The organism is Rhodococcus sp. SGAir0479, from assembly GCF_005484805.1.
GTDB lineage: Bacteria > Actinomycetota > Actinomycetes > Mycobacteriales > Mycobacteriaceae > Prescottella.
This window is the reverse complement of the sequence record NZ_CP039432.1, coordinates 2,738,799-2,755,698: the sequence shown is the minus strand read 5'-3', so window position 1 is coordinate 2,755,698 and position 16,900 is coordinate 2,738,799. Positions and strand designations below refer to the sequence as shown.

The window sequence follows — 16,900 nt, the reverse complement described above, 5'->3', positions numbered from 1 at the left end:
CCGTCGCGTCACCCGGCCAGTTGGGTGGTGACCTTCTCGGACACGACGCGGCGCTCCATCGCCCCCGCATCGGGATTCGAGACCTGCACCAGCGAGGCGCCCACCGCGAGTATCGACAGCAGTCCGGTCACGACGTCGTCCGCGGTGGGCCAACGGCGCGTCGAGAGCACCCGGTCGCCGGCCCCGACGTGCTGCTCGCCGGCGGCGGCGCGGGCCGCGGCCACGACGTCGTCGACACTGCGACCGTCGAGCGCGGCACCGGTTCCGGCCACGGCCCGGAACTGGTCGCCGTGCACGCGCACCGCGGTCGCGTAGTCGGTGACCCCCACCGGCAGATCCGGGGCCGGACGGCCGAAGGCGTCCAGCGACAGCACCGCGACCTCGGCGACGTCGGCGACGTCGCCCAGGCGGTCGGCCGTGACGAGCGCGGCCTCGGCGTCCGGGTCGGCGTCGAGCGTGACCTCGAGCCCGGCCCACCACGCGCCCAGCAGCACCGCGGCGGTCTGCCAGTGCGCCGGCAGCAGCACCGCGACCCGGGCCCCGGGCAGCAGCCCGAACTCGTCGGCCAGCAAGTTCGCGGTCTTGGCCGCCCAGTTGGCGAGCGTGACCGCCGACAGTTCGATGCGCTCACCGGTGGCGTCGTCGTAGTAGGTGATCCGCGGCCCGGCCGGATCGGCGGCGAGGATCGGGTCGAGCAGCGCGGTGGTCAGATTGGGCACGGGTGTCGTCCGTTCGTCGGGCCGGAGCGGGCGGGCGCCCGCTCCGGGTCGGCTCAGTTCACACAGTGTGGGCCCTTGTTCCCGGCGTCGATCGCGGGGCCCGGTTCGACGGGGGTGGGGGAGGTGCCGGCACTCGAGACACCGTCCGACGTGGACGACGATCCGGTGGGGCTCTTGTAGTCGCCGGCGAGCACGACGCGGACCTCACCGGACGCCAGCGACGAGTCCTCCTCGACGGGCAGGCCGCCGAGCGTCACCGAGACCGCCTGCGCGGCTTCGCTGTCCGCCTTCTTCGCGTACACGGCCGTGCGGGTCACCGAGGTGCCGGTGTTGTTGCCGACGTCGCCGAGCGCGAATCCCTCGGCCGCGAGGATGTCGCCGACACTCGCGGCCAGACCGCTGATGCTGCTGTCGTTGGCGACGTCGACGGTGACCGACGAGACGTCGATGTCGGGCATCGTGGTGGGCACCGTGGACGACGTCGTCGAGGCGTCGTCGGCGGAGTCGTCGGGCGCCTCCGCTCCGACGAGCCCGGCGACGTACTTGCGCACGGCCTTCGGGTCGACCTGGACGATCGACTCGCCGTAGTCGGTCATGCCGTTGATGTCGACGACCGGAATGGTCTCGAACTTGACGTTGCCGCCTGCCAGGTCCTGCAGCTGGGTCGCGAAGTCGATGATGTCCCAGTCCGAATCGAGGACCACCGAACGCTGCACGGCGGTGGAGAGCTGGTTCAGCTTGCCCGGGTTGGTCAGCGTCTTGGCGCTGAGGACCTGCCGGACGAGCGAGGCCATGAACACCTGCTGCCGGACGATGCGGTCGAGGTCGCCGCGGGGCAGGTCGTGCCGCTGACGGACGAAGCTGAGCGCATTGGAACCGTTGAGGGTCTGCTCGCCGGCGGTGAACCGGGCACCCGAGAGTGGTTCGTCGACAGCCGCGTTGAGGCACACGTCGACGCCGCCGACCGCGTCGGTGAGCAGGACGAATCCGAGCAGGCCGATCTCCGCGTAGTGGTCGACCGTGATGCCGGTGAGATTCGCGACCGACTTGATGAGCGCCTCGCGGCCGGCCTTCGTGGACTGCTTCTCGGCCTCGGACTCCGACTTGCCGTCCTCGACGAGCTCCTGGCGCTCACTCTCCTTGGTGGCGCCGTACGCGGCGTTGATCTTCGACTTGCCGATGCCGGGCACGTCGACGTACGCATCGCGCGGGATGGAGATCGCGGTGGCCGAGCTGCCGTCGTTGGGGACCCGGACCAGGATGATGGTGTCGGTGTTCGACGCCACCTCCTCGCCGGCACGCAGCGACGCGAGTTCCGACTCGCTCAGCGGGTTTCCGTGCGCGTCGGTGCGGCTGTCGGTGCCCACCAGCAGGATGTCCACCGCGCCGTCCTTGCCGCCGCCGAGCCCGAGGTCCCCGATGGTGGCCAGGCTCGATCGGAGGGAATCGACACTGCGCCAAGCGAACCCGGTGACCACCAACACGAGCACCGCCGCGACCGCGACGGCGATCTGGATGCGGGAAGCGGGGGCCGGTGGACGCGGCACCTGCCGTGCGGTGGGCTCCTGTGGCACGCGTGCGCCTCCCTGGCGGTCGATTCTCATACTGGCGACAAGGCTACTGGGGATTGCGCTTCGACAAGGCATGGCGGCACTCGGCGTGCCAGACTCGGTCGCTGTGCGAAGGATTCTGGTCACGGGTGCGCGGGGACAACTCGGCGCCCGGCTGTTGCAATGTGCCGAGGCCGCGGGCGTGTCGGCGGTCGGTGTCGGGTCGGCCGAGCTCGACATCACCGACCGCGAGGCGGTCGACTCGTGGGTCGAGCCCGGATCCGTCGTGGTGAACTGCGCCGCCTACACGGCCGTCGACGCGGCCGAGTCGGACGAGGCGGCCGCCGCCGCGGTCAACGAGCGCGGCGCGCGCAACGTCGCCGAGGCGTGTGCGCGGGCGGGCGCCGGGCTGATCCACGTCTCCACGGACTACGTGTTCCCCGGGGACGCGCACGCGCCCTACGAGGCCGACGACGCCACCGGTCCGCGGAGCGCGTACGGGCGGACCAAGCTGGCGGGGGAGCAGGCCGTGCGGCGGGCGCTGCCCGACGCGCAGGTCGTGCGGACGGCGTGGGTGTACACCGGCGCCGACAGCGACTTCGTCGCGACCATGCTGCGGCTCGAACGCGAGCGCGAGACCGTGCAGGTGGTCGACGACCAGCTCGGATCGCCCACCTACGCGGTGGATCTCGCGGCGGGCCTGCTCGAGCTCGCCCGCACCGGTGGCCGTGGCGTCCCCACGCTGCACGCGACCAACGCCGGTTCGGCGACCTGGTTCGACCTGGCGCGGGCGGTCTTCGCCGAGGTCGGCGCCGACCCCGAGCGGGTGCGCGCGTGCTCGAGCGCCGAGTTCGTCCGGCCCGCACCGCGGCCTGCGTACTCGGTGCTCTCCCCGCGGTCGTGGGAGGCCGCCGGACTGACCCCGCTGCGGCCGTGGCGGGACGCGCTCGCCGACGCGCTGGCGCGGCTCGGATGAGGACGAGCGGGGCATTCCGGCTAGGCTTGCCCGCGTGAGTTCGAAGCTGGCCGTGGTGACGGTGACCTACTCGCCGGGCGAGCATCTGGAGCATTTCCTGAGCACGCTGGCCGACGCGACGGTCCTGAAACCGCAGGTCATCCTGGCCGACAACGGGTCCACCGACGGTGCACCCGAGGCCGCGGCCGCAGCTCACGATCATGTCCGGCTGCTGCGCACCGGCGGCAACATCGGCTACGGCGGCGCGATCAACCGCGCCGTCGCCGAGATCGACCCCGACATCGAGTTCGTCGTCGTCGTCAACCCCGACGTGCGGTGGTCGCCCGGCGCGATCGACGAGCTGCTCGCCGCCGCCGAGCGGTGGCCGCGGGCCGGTTCCCTGGGTCCGCTGGTCCGGGAGCCGGACGGCAGCGTGTACCCGTCGGCGCGGGCGGTGCCCGACCTGGTCTCCGGGGCCGGGCACGCGGTTCTCGGCACGGTGTGGCCGTCGAATCCGTGGACGCAGCGGTACCGCCAGGAGAACGAGACCGTCGCCGAGCGCCCCGCGGGATGGTTGTCGGGCTCGTGCCTGCTGCTGCGCCGGGCCGCGTTCGACTCGATCGACGGCTTCGATTCGCGCTACTTCATGTACATGGAGGACGTCGACCTCGGGGACCGGCTCGGCAAGGCCGGCTGGCTCAACGTCTTCGTCCCGTCCGCCGAGGTGACCCACGCCAAGGGGCACGCCGCGGGCCGGCATCCGGAGTTGATGCTGCCCGCCCATCATCGAAGTGCCTACCGCTTCCAGGCCGACCGTCACCCCGCGTGGTGGCAGGCGCCGCTGCGGTGGGCGCTGCGGGGCGGTCTCGCCCTGCGATCAAAGCTCGCCGTCGCCGCTGCTGTCCGGCAGCGCGGCGCCGACGAGCGTCGGGAAATCGAGATTGAGGGGAAAGCATGACGAATGCTGCGGCGACCGATGCCGTCGTTCTGGTGGGTGGTCAGGGCACGCGGCTGCGGCCGTTGACGCTGTCAGCGCCCAAGCCGATGCTGCCGACCGCCGGGTTGCCGTTCCTCACGCACCTGCTGGCCCGCATCAAGGCCGCGGGGATCACCCACGTCGTGCTCGGCACGTCGTTCAAGGCCGAGGTCTTCGAGGAGCACTTCGGCGACGGCAGCGACCTGGGACTCGAGCTCGAGTACGTCACCGAGGTCGAGCCGATGGGCACCGGCGGCGGTATCCGCAACGTGCTGCCCAGCCTGCGGGCCGACAACGTCATGGTCTTCAACGGCGACGTGCTCGGCGGCACCGATCTCGGCGCGGTACTCGACACCCACTTCCGGACCAACGCCGACGTCACGCTGCACCTGGTGCGCGTGGGTGACCCCCGCGCGTTCGGTTGCGTGCCCACCGACGAGGACGGCCGTGTGACGGAGTTCCTGGAGAAGACCCAGGATCCGCCGACCGACCAGATCAACGCCGGCTGCTACGTCTTCCGCCGCGAGATCATCGAGAAGATTCCGTCGGACCGCCCGGTCTCCGTGGAGCGCGAGGTGTTCCCGGCGCTGCTGGCCGACGGCGCCCGCGTGTTCGGTCACGTCGACAGTTCGTACTGGCGCGACATGGGCACCCCCGACGACTTCGTGCGCGGCTCGGCGGATCTGGTGCGCGGCATCGCGCCGTCGCCCGCACTCGAGGGGCCGCGCGGCGAGTCCCTGGTCCACCCCGGTGCCGGTGTCGCTCCCGGTGCGCTGCTGATCGGCGGCACCGTCGTCGGCCGCGGCGCGGAGGTCGGCGCCGGGGCGCGACTGGACGGTGCCGTCCTGTTCGACGGCGCGCAGGTGGAGGCCGGCGCGGTCGTCGAACGGTCGATCATCGGCTTCGGTGCCCGGATCGGTCCGCGTGCGCTCGTGCGCGACGCCGTGATCGGGGACGGCGCCGACGTCGGCGCCCGGTGCGAGCTCATCAGCGGCGCCCGGGTGTGGCCCGGCGTCAAGCTTCCCGACGGCGGAGTGCGGTTCAGTACCGACGTGTGATTCCACACGCCACCGGCTTCTTTAGCCTTGCTACTGAAATACTGGGAGCATGATGTCGCACGAACCGGTCTTCCACAGGTATGTCGCCCTCGGTGACTCGTTCACCGAGGGGGTCGGCGATCCCGACGCGACCCGGCCGAACGGCCTGCGCGGCTGGGCCGACCGAGTCGCCGAGGAGTTGGCCACGCGCAGTGCCGATTTCGGGTACGCGAACCTCGCGATCCGCGGCCGGCTGCTCGGCCCCATCATCGACGAGCAGGTGGACGCCGCGATCGCGCTGGAGCCGGACCTTGTCACGATCTACGCGGGCGGCAACGACCTGATGCGCCCGTCGGTCGACCTCGATGCGCTGGTGGCCCGGTACGACGAGGCGATCGGCAAGCTCGCCGCGACCGGTGCGACCGTGCTGATGTGGACGGCATTCGACGCGGGCTGGTCCGCGGTGTTCTCGAAGATCCGCGGTCGGTCGGCGATCTACAACGAACTGGTGCGCGAGGTCGCCGACCGGCACGGCGCGAAGCTCGTCGACTTCTGGCGATTCGACGAGTACGAGGACCTGCGGATGTGGGACTGGGACCGGCTGCACATGTCCACGCCGGGGCACCAGAACATGGCCATCCGGGTGCTCGAGACGCTCGGCGTCGAGCATCACATCGTGGTCGACCCGCTCGGCCCGGACCTGCCGACCGAGCGGGCCGCGCAGCGCCGTGCCGACCTGCTGTGGACCAGGGACTTCCTGGTTCCGTGGATCGGCCGCCGGGTGCGCGGGACGTCCTCCGGGGATGGAATCGCGGCCAAGCGCCCCACCCTCGCACCCATCCGCTGACCCCTACCACGACGACGAACGCCGATCGGATTTGCCGATCGGCGTTCGTCGTCCTGAGGGGGAACTGCGACAGGGGACTCGAGAAGGTCAGGCGGCCTTGACCGCCCGGCTCGCCGAGATGGCGACCAGGCCGATGAGTCCGACCAGGGCGAAGGCGTAGAAGCCCCACGGCACCGCGTAGCCGGCGTCGAGCAGCAGGCCGCCGAGCAGCGGGCCGCAGATGGCGCCCACGCGGCCGACGCCGGCGGACCAGCCCAGGGCGGTGGCGCGGATGTTGGCCGGGTGGCTGGCGCTCGTGAAGGCGTACACGAGCACCTGCGCGCTGAACACGAAGCAGCCGGCCAGGAAGACCATGACGTAGATGCCGCCCGCGATCTTGACGCTGAGCAGGGCCAGGAACAGGGCCGCACCGGCGAACCACACGATGCACGCGGTCCGCGGCCCGATCCGGTCGGCGACACCGCCGGCGATCAGCAGACCCACGACGGCTCCCGCGTTGAGCACCAGCAGCAGCGTCAGCGCGGCGCCCAGCTCGTAGCCGGCCTCCCGCATGATCGTCGGCAGCCACGTGTTGAGGCCGTACACCAGCAGCAGGCCCATGAACGAGGCGACCCAGATGGCGATGCTGTTGCGCAGGAACTTCGGCGCGAACAGCTGGCGCGCGGGCTGGGCGGGTGCAGGGGCGACGCCGTCCGTGGTGGCCACCTCCGGCTCGAGGATCAGACCGTACTGCGCGGCGATCCGCTCGGCCTCGTCGCGACGGCCGCGCGAGAGCAGATAGGACGGCGATTCCGGCAGGTAGCGGATCATCAGCGGGACGAGCACCAGGGCCGGCAGCGCGCCGACGACGAACATCGAGTGCCAGCCGAACGGATCGATGAGCACCAGTGCCAGGGCCGCGGTCGCGACGGCTCCGACGTGGTAGCCGGTCATCAGCATCGTGGAGGCGGAGCCGCCGCCCTGCTTCTTGGAGAACTCGTTGACCAGCGCCAAGGCGGTGGGCAGGGCGCCACCGAGTCCGATCCCGGACAGGAACCGGAAGAGGCCGAACAGGAACGGGTTGGGCGCCACCGCGCAGAGCAGCGTGAGGATCGAGAAGGCGGTGACCGCGAAGATCAGTGCCCGCCGCCGCCCGACCACGTCGGTGAGGGTGCCGATGGTGAGCGCGCCGATCGTCATGCCGACCAGACCGAACGTCGTGATCGTCGTGATGGTGCTGGTGCTCAGGTTCCAGTCGCCGTACTCGCGCAGGGACGGAATGACCGTGCCGAGCACGACCATGTCGAAACCGTCGAGTAGGACCGCGATCCAACAGAGGGGTGCCACCCAGCGCGCGGACGTGCCGCGGCTCACGGGTCGTTCGATGGTGCTCATCACATCTCCGCAAACTCGGGTGTTCGCAATACGAACCACCGTTCAAAATGAGAACCCGGTCATTGTTGGCTGGGTCACAAGCGAATGTCAAACTGCAGACCAGCTGGTTTGTCGTGGTCGGTTGGGCCTCGCGCGCCGGGGACAATCGAGGGGTGGACGACGGGAACGAGGCAGCCGACGCGGCCCGCAGCATGCTCGGCCGGGCCTTCACCGTGCTCGGGTGTTTCTCGGCGGCGCGGCCCCGGATGACGCAGTCCGACCTCAGTCGGCGGACCGGTCTGCCGTTGCCCACGGTCCACCGCCTGTGTGCGCAGCTGGTGGCCAACGGTGCGCTCGAACGCGCCGACGACGGTCGCTACGAGATCGGCGTCCGGCTGTGGGAGCTGGGGGCGCTGGCGCCGCGCGCACACGGCCTGCGGCAGGTCGCGATGCCGTACCTCGAGGACCTCTACGAGGCCACCCACGAGAACGTCCAGTTGATCGTGAGGGAGGGGCTCGAGGCGCTCTACCTGGAACGACTGTCCGCGCGCGGCGCCGTCGCCGTGGTCGGCCGCGCGGGCGGCCGGCTTCCGCTGCACGCGTCGAGCGGTGGGCTGGTGTTGTTGGCCCACGGCGGGGAGAGGCTGCTCGACGAGGTCCTCGCCGCCGGGCTGGAGCGGTTCACGCCCCACACCATCACCTCCGAGCACCGGCTCCGCCAGGTGCTCGACGACATCCGGCGCAGCGGCTTCGTCGTGTGCCGCGAGCACCTCAACATCGGCACCCTTGCGGTGGCCGCGCCGTTGCTGCGCAGGACGGGCGAGGTGGTCGCCTCGATCTCGGTGGTCGTCGGCGCGGAGGCCGATCCGGCGCCGCTGATTCCGGCGTTGCGCGCCGCCGTCCGCGGCATCTCGCGCGGCCTGGCGTGACCGACGTCTCCCACGGTGGACGCAAACCTTTCTTTCACTGAGTGAAAGTGGGGGTTGGGCAACGGGTGTTCACGCTGAACAGTGTTGGCGATCACGTTCTACCGAGGAGTAACCGAATGACGAACACGCGCACCCAGGTCGGCATCGTCGGCGCCGGCCCGGCGGGACTGATGTTGTCCCACCTCCTGCACCTGCGGGGCATCGAGTCCGTCGTCCTGGAGGCGCGCACCCGCGAGGAAGTGGAAGGCACCATCCGCGCGGGCGTCCTCGAGCAGAACACCGTCGACCTCATGGTGGAGACCGGCCTCGGTGACCGCGTCAAGGCCGAGGGCCTCGAGCACCACGGCATCGAGCTGCGCTTCGGCGGCCGCGGACACCGCATCGCGTTCGACGAGCTCACCGACGGCCGCGCCGTCACGGTCTACCCGCAGCACGAGGTTCTCAAGGACCTCGTCGCCAAGCGGCTCGCCGACGGCGGGGACATCCGCTTCGGGGTCTCGGACGTCGAGGTGCACGACCACACCACCGACCAGCCGTACATCAGCTACACCGACACCGACGGCAACCCGCAGAAGCTGCAGTGTGCGCTGGTCGCCGGCTGCGACGGTTCGCGCACCAAGACCCGCAAGCTCATCCCGTCGCCGGCGATCCGGCAGGACCACTTCCGGCAGTACCCCTTCGCGTGGTTCGGCATCCTCGCCGAGGCGCCGCCGTCGTCGGAGGAACTGATCTACGCCAACCACCCGCGCGGATTCGCGCTCATCAGCACCCGCACGCAGGAGGTGCAGCGCCACTACCTGCAGGTCGACCCCGACGACTCGGTGGACAACTGGTCCGACGACCGCATCTGGTCCGAGCTGCACGCGCGCGTCGACGGGGAGGGCGCCGAGATCAAGGACGGCCGGATCTTCGAGAAGTCGATCCTGCAGTTCCGCAGCTTCGTGTGCGAGCCGATGCAGCACGGCAATCTGTTCCTCGCGGGCGATGCCGCGCACACCGTGCCGCCCACCGGCGCGAAGGGTCTCAACCTCGCGGTCGCCGACGTGTACGTGCTGTCGAAGGGCATGGCCGAGTTCTTCGAGACGGGCAACCGGGCCCGGCTGGACGGCTACACCGAGACGGTCCTGCCGCGGATCTGGCGCACCCAGCACTTCTCGTGGTGGATGTCGTCGATGTTGCACCGCCTGCCCGACGCGTCCGGCTTCGACCACAAGCGTCAGGTCGCCGAGCTCGACATGGTCACCCGTTCGGTCGCCGGCCGCACGCTGCTCGCCGAGAACTACGTCGGGACGCCGCTGGGCTGACCCGACGTCGGTGGTGAGTTCGACCGGTCCACGTCGGGGTGGGCCGGTCGAACTCGTATGTCGGCAGGGGAGCGGTGTCGTCGCGTGACGGAGACTCTCCGCCGCGGTTCTCCCGGTCGCCGAGAATCCCCGCGTGCCGGCGGGCGCGGCGTCCGTAGGTTCGGAAAGCGCAGTAAGTGCTCCACCTACAGAAGAGGCATTCCATGAAGATCCTGATCGTCGGCGGCACCGGCATGATCGGCGCCCACACGGCCCTCCACCTGCGCGGACAGGGTAACGACGTCACTGTCGCCGCCCGCAACCCGCTGGCCGACGACTCGCCGGTGAAGGACTTCCCGGTGCTGCTGGGCGACTACACGGAGCAGACGTTCACCGCCGACGATCTGGCGCCGTACGAAGGCATCGTGTTCGCCGCGGGCCAGGACATCCGGCACATGGGCCGGGGTGTCGACGAGGCCGAGTTCTGGGAGAAGACGCAGTCCGGCGGGGTGCCGCGGTTCGCCGCACTCGCCAAGGAGGCCGGCGTGGGCCGCTTCGTCCAGGTGGGCAGCTACTACCACCACCTCCGCCCGGAGTACGCGGAGACGATGCCGTACGTCGCGGCGCGCAAGGCGGCAGACGAGGGCGCGCGTGCGCTGGCGGACGACACCTTCGCGGTGTCCACGCTGAACCCGCCGTCGATCCTCGGTGCCATCAGCGGGGTGTCCGCCAAGCGGTACCGCCGGCTGTTCTCGTGGGCCGCCGGCAACGAACCGCAGATCCCCGACTTCGCCCCCGCCGGCGGCACGAACTACATGTCCGCGCAGTCCCTCGCCGAGGCGATCTGGGGTGCCCTGCAGCACGCGGCGCCCGGCAAGGCGTACCTCATCGGCGACCAGAACCTCACGTTCACCGAGTACTTCCAGCTGCTGGTCGACGCGGCCGGCGGCAACCGCACCATCGAGGAGCGCGACGAGGAGCATCCGCTGCTGCCGGACAGCTTCATCGTCCAGGGCCGCGGCAACGTCATCTCGTACGAGACCGATCCCGAGGAGACCGCGCTGCTGGGCTACACCCAGAACGACTGCGCACGGGCGATCGCCGAGATGTACGAGATCGTCAAGGCGGCCACCGCTCGCTGACCGCGGAACCCACAGGGCCGGTCCTCGCGAGGACCGGCCCTGTGGTGTCGGGGATCAGGCGATGCGCTCGAACACCGCGGCCAGGCCCTGGCCGCCGCCGATGCACATCGTCTCGAGGCCCCAGCGGGCCTCGCGGCGGTCCATCTCGCGCAGCAGCGTCGCGAGGATCCGGGCACCGGTCGCGCCCACCGGGTGGCCGAGCGAGATGCCCGAGCCGTTCGGGTTGAGGCGCGCGTCGTCGGGTTCGAGGCCCCACGAGCGGGTCACGGCGAGGGTCTGCGCGGCGAACGCCTCGTTGAGTTCGATGACATCCATGTCGGCGAGCGTGAGACCCAGTCGGGCCAAAGCCTTCTCGGTGGACGGCACCGGGCCGATGCCCATCGTGCGCGGGGGGACACCGGCGAGTGCCCAACTGGCGAGCCGGGCGAGCGGCCGCAGCCCGAGGGCCTTCGCCTTCTCCGGCGTGGTGACGATCGCCAGGGCGGCGCCGTCGTTCTGGCCGCTGGCGTTGCCGGCGGTGACGGTGGCGTCGGGATCGATCTTGCCGCGGATCGGGCGGAGCTTGGCGAGGGTTTCGACGCTGGTGTCGGCGCGGGGGTGCTCGTCGGTGTCGACCACCAGCGGATCGCCCTTGCGCTGCGGCACCGTCACCGGCACGATCTCCTGCGCGAAGACGCCGCTGTGCTGGGCCGCGACGGCACGCTGGTGGGACTGCACCGCGAGGGCGTCCTGATCGGCGCGACTGATGGAGAACTCGGCGCGTAGGTTCTCGGCCGTCTCGATCATGCCGCCGGGAACGGGGTAGTTGCGGCCGCCGGCGGTGACGCGGGCCCGCGCGAGCCGGTCGCTGAGGGCGACGGACTCACCACGCACGCCGTAACGCATTCCGGTGGCGTAGAACTCGGCCTGGCTCATCGACTCGACGCCGCCCGCGAGGACGAGGTCGCTGCCGCCGGACTGAACCTGCATCACGGCCTGGATGACCGCCTGCAGACCGGAACCGCAGCGCCGGTCGATCTGCATGCCTGGCACGTCCACGCCCAGACCGGCGTCGAGCGCGGCGACGCGTCCGATGGCGGGGGCCTCGCCGTTGGGAGATCCCTGGCCGAGGATCACGTCGTCGACGTCGGCGCCGGAAATCCCGGTGCGGGAGACCAGTTCGGTGATGACGGTGGCCGCCAGCTCCTCGGGCGCGAGGTCCCGGAAGACGCCGCCGAAGCGGCCGACCGGGGTACGGAGGGGTTCGCAGATGACTGCGTCAGGCATGACTTCTTCCTTGGTGCGAAGACGATTGGGACTGGGTGCGGGCGAGGTCGGCCGAGATCGCCGCCGCGGTCGCGACGGCGGCGGGCACGAGGGTCTCGTACACCGCCTCGGTGGTGTACCGCGCCGCCTGCGTCGAGATGTTGACGGCGGCGACGACGGCACCCGACCGGTCCGCGATGGGTGCGGCCAGCGAACGCAGGCCTTCTTCGAGTTCCTGATCGACGACGCAGAAACCCTGAGCGCGGATCTTGTCGAGCTCGGCGCGGAGCGCGTCCGGCGTCGCGAGGGTGCGTCCGGTCAACGGTGTCAGCTCCACCGTGGCCAGGTACGCGTCGAGCTGCTCGGGCGGCAGACCCGCCAGCAGCACGCGCCCCATGGACGTGGCGAACGCGGGGAAGCGGGTGCCGATCGTGATGGAGACGGTCATGATCCGGCGCACCGGCACTCGGGCGACGTACACGACGTCGCCGCCGTCGAGGATCGAGACCGACGTCGACTCGTGGACCCGGTCGGACAGGGCCTCGAGGTGCGGTTCGGCGATATCGGGCAGCGACAGGCTCGACAGGTAGCTGTACCCGAGCTCGAGCACGCGCGGGGTGAGCCAGAACGCCGAGCCGTCGGTGCGGACGTAGCCGAGTTCGGCGAGCGTGAGCAGGAACCGGCGGGCCGTCGCGCGGGTGAGGTCGGTCGCACGGGCGACGTCGCTGAGCGTGCGGCGCGGGTTCTCCGCGTCGAACGCCCGGATGACGGACAGCCCGCGCGCCAGCGACTGCACGTAGTCGGTCGACGCCCCGGTCGGTTCGGTTCCGTTCGGGTTGCTCCCGCTCGATTTCGTCACTGTCAGGTACTCCCCTCGGTGGCGCCCGCCAGGTCGGCGAGGGCCTGCTTCCCGAGCGCGAAGGCCCGGTTGCTGTTCGGCACACCCGCGTAGACCGCGGTATGGAGGAATACTTCCACGAGCAGTTGCGGGTCCATGCCCGCGCGCAGCGCCGCCCGGATGTGCATGTCGAGCTCGTGCTCGTTGCCGACAGCGGTGAGGATCGCCAGCGTCAGCAGCCGCCGGGTGGGATGGTCCAGGCCGTCGCGGGCCCAGATGTCGCCCCACGCGGTGCGGGTGATGAAGTCCTGGAACGGTTCGGTGAACGCGGTGGCCCCCGCCACGGCCCGGTCGACGTGCGCGTCGCCGAGCACCGAGCGGCGCACGGTCATTCCCACGTCGTGGACGGCGCGGCGGGAGACGCCCACCGGCGTGGCCGCGGCGATGTGGCGTTCGATCAGCCGGGTGATCGCCCCGGCCTGCTCGACGTTGGCCAGATGCGCGCCGGGGGAGAGGACGTGCATCTCGGCACCGGCGATGCCGTCGGCGATCGCCTGCAGTGCCGACGGTGGCGTCGGCCCGTCCTGCTCGGCGGCGATCACCAGCGTGGGGGCGACGATCCGGGCCAGATCGGCGCGCCCGTCCCACGCGGCCAGGGCCTCGCAGCATGCCGCGTAGCCCTCGTCGGAGGTGCCGCGCACCATCGCGACGTGCCGGGCCACGAGCTTCGGATCGCGTTGCGCCAGTTCGGGAGTGAACCAACGTCCGACGACGGAGTCGGCGATCGACGCGATGCCCTCGCCGCGCACGGCCGCGGCGCGATCGAGCCACGGTTGCGCGGGCGCGAACTGCGCCGACGTGCACATCACGGTCAGGGTCCGCACCCGCAGCGGGTGGTGCGCGGCCAGCCACTGCCCGACGGCGCCGCCGAGGGAGAGCCCGACGAGGTGCACCGAGTCCAGTTCCAGCCGGTCGAGCAGCGCGATCACGTCGCCGCCCAGGTCGGCGACGGTGTACGGGCCCGCGGGGGCGGGGGAGCCGCCGTGCCCGCGGTGATCGACCGCGATCACGTGGGCCCGCGCGCCGAGCGCGCTGATCTGCGGATCCCACATGTGCAGGTCCGAGCCCAGCGAGCCGAGCAGCAGGACCGGCGGCGCGGCGGGATCGCCGGATGTCGCGTAGTGCAGGTCCACTGTCATGGATGTCCTCCGATGGTTCGGGCGGGCCGTGCCGCCCGGGAAGCAAGGGCACGATCGACGAGGTCGGCGGCGTGGCCGAGGTAGTGCGAGGGATCGAGAAGGTCGCGCAGCTCGGCCGCCGTCAGGTGGGCGGTGATCTCCGGAGCCTGATCGAGGGGAATCCCGGCAGCCGCTGCGGCGGTGACGATGTCGCGTGCCGCGTCGGTGTGCGCGGCGAGCGCGCCGGTGACGCGCTCGGCCAGGATCAGTCCGCCGGTGATGTCCAGGTTGCGGGCCATCGCGTCGGGGTGCACGCGCAGCCCACCGAGGCTCGCGGCGAGGCGTCGCGCGGCGCCGCCGCCGAGGCGCAACAGGTCGGTGACCGTCTCCCACTCGGCGTGCCAGCCGCCGGCGGCGCGGGCGAACTCGTGATCCATCGCCGACAGCACCGTCGAGACCAGGCCCGGCACCCGCCGTGCCGCCGCCCGCGCGGTGATCGCGGCCACCGGATTCTGCTTGTGCGGCATGGCCGACGAGCCGCCCGGGGCATCCTCGGCGACCTCGCCGAATTCCGTCGACGCCATCAGTGTCACGTCCGTGGCGGGCTTCGACACGGCGCCCGCGGCCACGCCGAGCGCGGCGGCCAGCGACGCGACCGGGGTGCGGACGGTGTGCCACGGCACCACCTGCCGGGCCAGTCCCAGCTGGTCCGCCAGCGCGTCGGCCAGGGCGGGCCCGTGCGGGTGGACCGCCGCGAGAGTGCCTGCCGCTCCGCCGTACTGGACCGGCAGCGCGGACAGCGCCCGGGCCAGCTGGTCGGCGGCGTCGTCGAGCCCGGTGCACCACGACGCCGCGAGCGCGCCGAACGTGGTCGGCAGCGCCTGCTGACCCAGGGTGCGCGCCACCACCGGGGTGGTGCGGTGCAGCCGCGCGAGTTCGGCCGCCGCGTTCGCGGCGGCCCGCAAATCCGCGAGCACCCGGTGACCGGCCCTGCGCGAGAGCAACATCAGCGCCGAATCCAGGATGTCCTGGCTGGTGGCGCCGACGTGCACCGCCGCCGCCGGCACCCCGTGCTCGGCCACCGCGGCGCGCAGGGTCTTCACCAGCGGGATCACCGGATTGCCGCCGGCGGCGGACCGGCGGCCGAGGTCGGCGATGTCGACGGCGCCGGGCGCGGCCAGCTGCTCGGCGACCGCGGTCACCGTCGCTGCGTGCGCGGCGTCGGCGAGACCGACGGTGGCGGCCGCGCGGGTGAGCGCGGCCTCCACCTCGAGCAGTGCGAGCACCCACGCCCGATCCGAGAGCTCCTCCGCGACCTCGGACGCGCCGAACACCGGATCGAACAGGGCACCGCGGGTGTGCGTCACGAGAGACTCCTGATCACAACTCGAAGAACGGCGTCTCGACGCCGGCGGGATCGCTGTCCTGAACATAGACGGTGAGGCTGTATCCGTCGTCGGTCCTCGTGGCGATCAGCTTGGCGCGCTGGGACTCGGGCAGCGACGTCAGCACCGGATCGGTGGCGTGCGCGGCGGTGTCCTCCGGGAAGTACAGCCGCGTGTACAGGCGCTCGAGCATGCCGCGCGCGAAGATCCCGACGTTCACGTGCGGGGCCTCGGTGGTGTCGTTCTCGGCGGGCAGCGCTCCCGGCTTGACCGTGTGGATCGCTGCGGTGCCGGTCGCGTCGGCGCCGGCGCGACCGAAGCCGCGGAAGCCCGCCGGGACCGGCTCGCTGACGCCGCGCGGATCGTCGGGGTGCGCGAAGCGGCCTGCGGCGTCGGCCTGCCACGTCTCGACCATCGCGTCGGCGACGGGCGCCCGATCCCCGTCGATCACGGTGATGCGCAGCGTGATCCGGTCCGGAGCGCCTGCGGGTGCGGCGTCGGGGCCGTCCTCCCACGGCAGCCCGATGTGCCAGTACGGGCCCACCGTCTGCGACGGGGTGACGCCGAACGCGGCGGTGGTGAAGTCGCCGGGCGTGACGGGGTAGGTGGGAGCGGTGTCGGCCGGGGTGGTGTCAGTCATCGTGGTCCTCGTCCTCGAACGGAGTGGCGTCGCGTCCACGCAGGACGATGTCGAAACGGAAGCCCAGGGCCCAGTCGGCCACGGTCGCGTCGTAGTCGAAGACGCTGATCATCCGGTGCCGGGCGTCGGCGGGCACCGCGTTGTAGATCGGGTCCTGGAAGAACAGCGGATCGTCGGGGAAGTACATCTGCGTCACCAGGCGCTGCGTGAACGCGGTGCCGAACAGCGAGAAGTGGATGTGCGACGGCCGCCACGCGTTGTCGTGGTTGCGCCACGGGTACGCCCCCGGCTTGATGGTCGTGAACGTGTAGTGGCCGTCGGCGTCGGTGACGCAGCGGCCCACGCCGTCGAAGTGCGGGTCCAGCGGGGCCGGCCAGTTGTCGCCGGTGTGGCGGTAGCGGCCGCCGGCGTTCGCCTGCCACACCTCGAGCAGCGTGTTCGGGACGGGCTTGCCGTTGGAGTCGAGCACGCGGCCGTGCACGACGATGCGCTGGCCCTGGGCCTCGCCGCCGTTCGCCATCGTCAGGTCGGCGTCGCCCGGACGGATGCGGTCCTCGCCGAAGACGGGCCCGGTGAGCTCACCGAGTCGCTGCGGCAGCAGCTTCAACGGCTGCCGCGGGCTGCGCAGGCGGGTGGTCTTGTAGTCGGCGAAGTCCGGCGGCGCGTTCACGCCGGTGCCGATCGGCCGGTACTGCGGGGGTAGATGAAGCATGGGGACCTCGGGCGGGATCGGGGGCAGGGTCGAGCGGGGATCCGAGAGCATTCCCGACACAATGTTCGTTATGCGGACGATCTGACGCTATACGAACAAGGTAGTGCGTGT

Annotated in this window: 16 protein-coding genes; 7 read left to right on the top strand and 9 right to left on the bottom strand. The window is 71.4% G+C overall.

Annotation, left to right across the window (positions count from 1 at the left end):
• Positions 1-8: 8 nt before the first annotated feature.
• Together E7742_RS12895 and E7742_RS12890 are read right to left on the bottom strand one after the other, a co-directional pair.
• Positions 9-719: a TIGR03089 family protein gene (locus E7742_RS12895; RefSeq protein WP_137799302.1), complete on the bottom strand. Its 711-nt coding sequence runs from the start codon at positions 717-719 to the stop codon at positions 9-11.
• Between the two features lie 53 nt (positions 720-772).
• Positions 773-2,323, bottom strand: coding sequence for an LCP family protein (locus tag E7742_RS12890; RefSeq protein ID WP_137799301.1), 1,551 nt, complete (start codon positions 2,321-2,323; stop codon positions 773-775).
• 73 nt (positions 2,324-2,396) lie between these two features.
• On the opposite strand from E7742_RS12890, the gene rfbD reads away from it, so the two are divergent.
• Genes rfbD through E7742_RS12870 form a run of 4 tightly spaced genes read left to right on the top strand, consistent with a single transcriptional unit; the run spans position 2,397 to position 6,084 of the window.
• Complete coding sequence (rfbD, locus tag E7742_RS12885; protein WP_137799300.1) at positions 2,397-3,245, top strand: dTDP-4-dehydrorhamnose reductase; 849 nt, start codon at positions 2,397-2,399, stop codon at positions 3,243-3,245.
• Between the two features lie 34 nt (positions 3,246-3,279).
• Positions 3,280-4,182 carry a glycosyltransferase family 2 protein gene (locus E7742_RS12880; protein ID WP_137799299.1) on the top strand — a complete coding sequence of 301 codons (903 nt, stop codon included), beginning with the start codon at positions 3,280-3,282 and terminating at the stop codon, positions 4,180-4,182.
• Positions 4,179-5,258: a sugar phosphate nucleotidyltransferase gene (locus E7742_RS12875; RefSeq protein ID WP_137799298.1), complete on the top strand. Its 1,080-nt coding sequence runs from the start codon at positions 4,179-4,181 to the stop codon at positions 5,256-5,258. Before E7742_RS12880 ends, E7742_RS12875 begins: the two co-directional genes overlap by 4 nt.
• 49 nt (positions 5,259-5,307) lie before the next feature.
• On the top strand, positions 5,308-6,084 hold the full coding sequence (locus tag E7742_RS12870) for an SGNH/GDSL hydrolase family protein (protein ID WP_137799297.1): 777 nt from the start codon (positions 5,308-5,310) through the stop codon (positions 6,082-6,084).
• A gap of 87 nt (positions 6,085-6,171) precedes the next feature.
• On the opposite strand, the gene E7742_RS12865 is transcribed toward E7742_RS12870, so the two are convergent.
• Positions 6,172-7,458 carry an MFS transporter gene (locus tag E7742_RS12865; protein ID WP_137799296.1) on the bottom strand — a complete coding sequence of 429 codons (1,287 nt, stop codon included), beginning with the start codon at positions 7,456-7,458 and terminating at the stop codon, positions 6,172-6,174.
• A gap of 191 nt (positions 7,459-7,649) precedes the next feature.
• Between E7742_RS12865 and E7742_RS12860 the strand changes: the two genes are divergently transcribed.
• The 3 genes from E7742_RS12860 to E7742_RS12850 all read left to right on the top strand — a co-directional run bounded on the left by E7742_RS12860 (position 7,650) and on the right by E7742_RS12850 (position 10,791).
• Positions 7,650-8,366, top strand: coding sequence for an IclR family transcriptional regulator (locus E7742_RS12860; protein WP_137801196.1), 717 nt, complete (start codon positions 7,650-7,652; stop codon positions 8,364-8,366).
• Between the two features lie 116 nt (positions 8,367-8,482).
• Positions 8,483-9,670, top strand: a complete 1,188-nt coding sequence (locus E7742_RS12855; RefSeq protein ID WP_137799295.1) for a 4-hydroxybenzoate 3-monooxygenase — start codon at positions 8,483-8,485, stop codon at positions 9,668-9,670.
• A gap of 203 nt (positions 9,671-9,873) precedes the next feature.
• Positions 9,874-10,791, top strand: coding sequence for an NAD-dependent epimerase/dehydratase family protein (locus E7742_RS12850; protein ID WP_137799294.1), 918 nt, complete (start codon positions 9,874-9,876; stop codon positions 10,789-10,791).
• Positions 10,792-10,845: 54 nt separating this feature from the next.
• Here E7742_RS12850 and E7742_RS12845 read toward each other — a convergent pair whose 3' ends face one another.
• From E7742_RS12845 to pcaH, 6 genes are read right to left on the bottom strand one after another with little or no spacing between them, the layout of a single operon-like run.
• Positions 10,846-12,057 carry an acetyl-CoA C-acetyltransferase gene (locus E7742_RS12845; protein WP_137799293.1) on the bottom strand — a complete coding sequence of 404 codons (1,212 nt, stop codon included), beginning with the start codon at positions 12,055-12,057 and terminating at the stop codon, positions 10,846-10,848.
• On the bottom strand, positions 12,050-12,895 hold the full coding sequence (locus E7742_RS12840; protein ID WP_137799292.1) for an IclR family transcriptional regulator: 846 nt from the start codon (positions 12,893-12,895) through the stop codon (positions 12,050-12,052). Before E7742_RS12840 ends, E7742_RS12845 begins: the two co-directional genes overlap by 8 nt.
• A gap of 2 nt (positions 12,896-12,897) precedes the next feature.
• On the bottom strand, positions 12,898-14,073 hold the full coding sequence (gene pcaDC / locus E7742_RS12835) for a bifunctional 3-oxoadipate enol-lactonase/4-carboxymuconolactone decarboxylase PcaDC (RefSeq protein ID WP_137799291.1): 1,176 nt from the start codon (positions 14,071-14,073) through the stop codon (positions 12,898-12,900).
• A complete protein-coding gene (gene pcaB, locus E7742_RS12830) occupies positions 14,070-15,419 on the bottom strand; it encodes a 3-carboxy-cis,cis-muconate cycloisomerase (protein ID WP_137799290.1) in 1,350 nt (449 codons plus the stop codon). The genes pcaDC and pcaB overlap by 4 nt, the downstream gene beginning before the upstream one ends.
• A gap of 13 nt (positions 15,420-15,432) precedes the next feature.
• Entirely contained in the window at positions 15,433-16,077 is a 645-nt protein-coding gene (pcaG, locus tag E7742_RS12825; RefSeq protein WP_137799289.1) for a protocatechuate 3,4-dioxygenase subunit alpha, read from the bottom strand.
• A complete protein-coding gene (gene pcaH, locus E7742_RS12820; RefSeq protein ID WP_137801195.1) occupies positions 16,070-16,789 on the bottom strand; it encodes a protocatechuate 3,4-dioxygenase subunit beta in 720 nt (239 codons plus the stop codon). Before pcaH ends, pcaG begins: the two co-directional genes overlap by 8 nt.
• Positions 16,790-16,900: the final 111 nt, after the last annotated feature.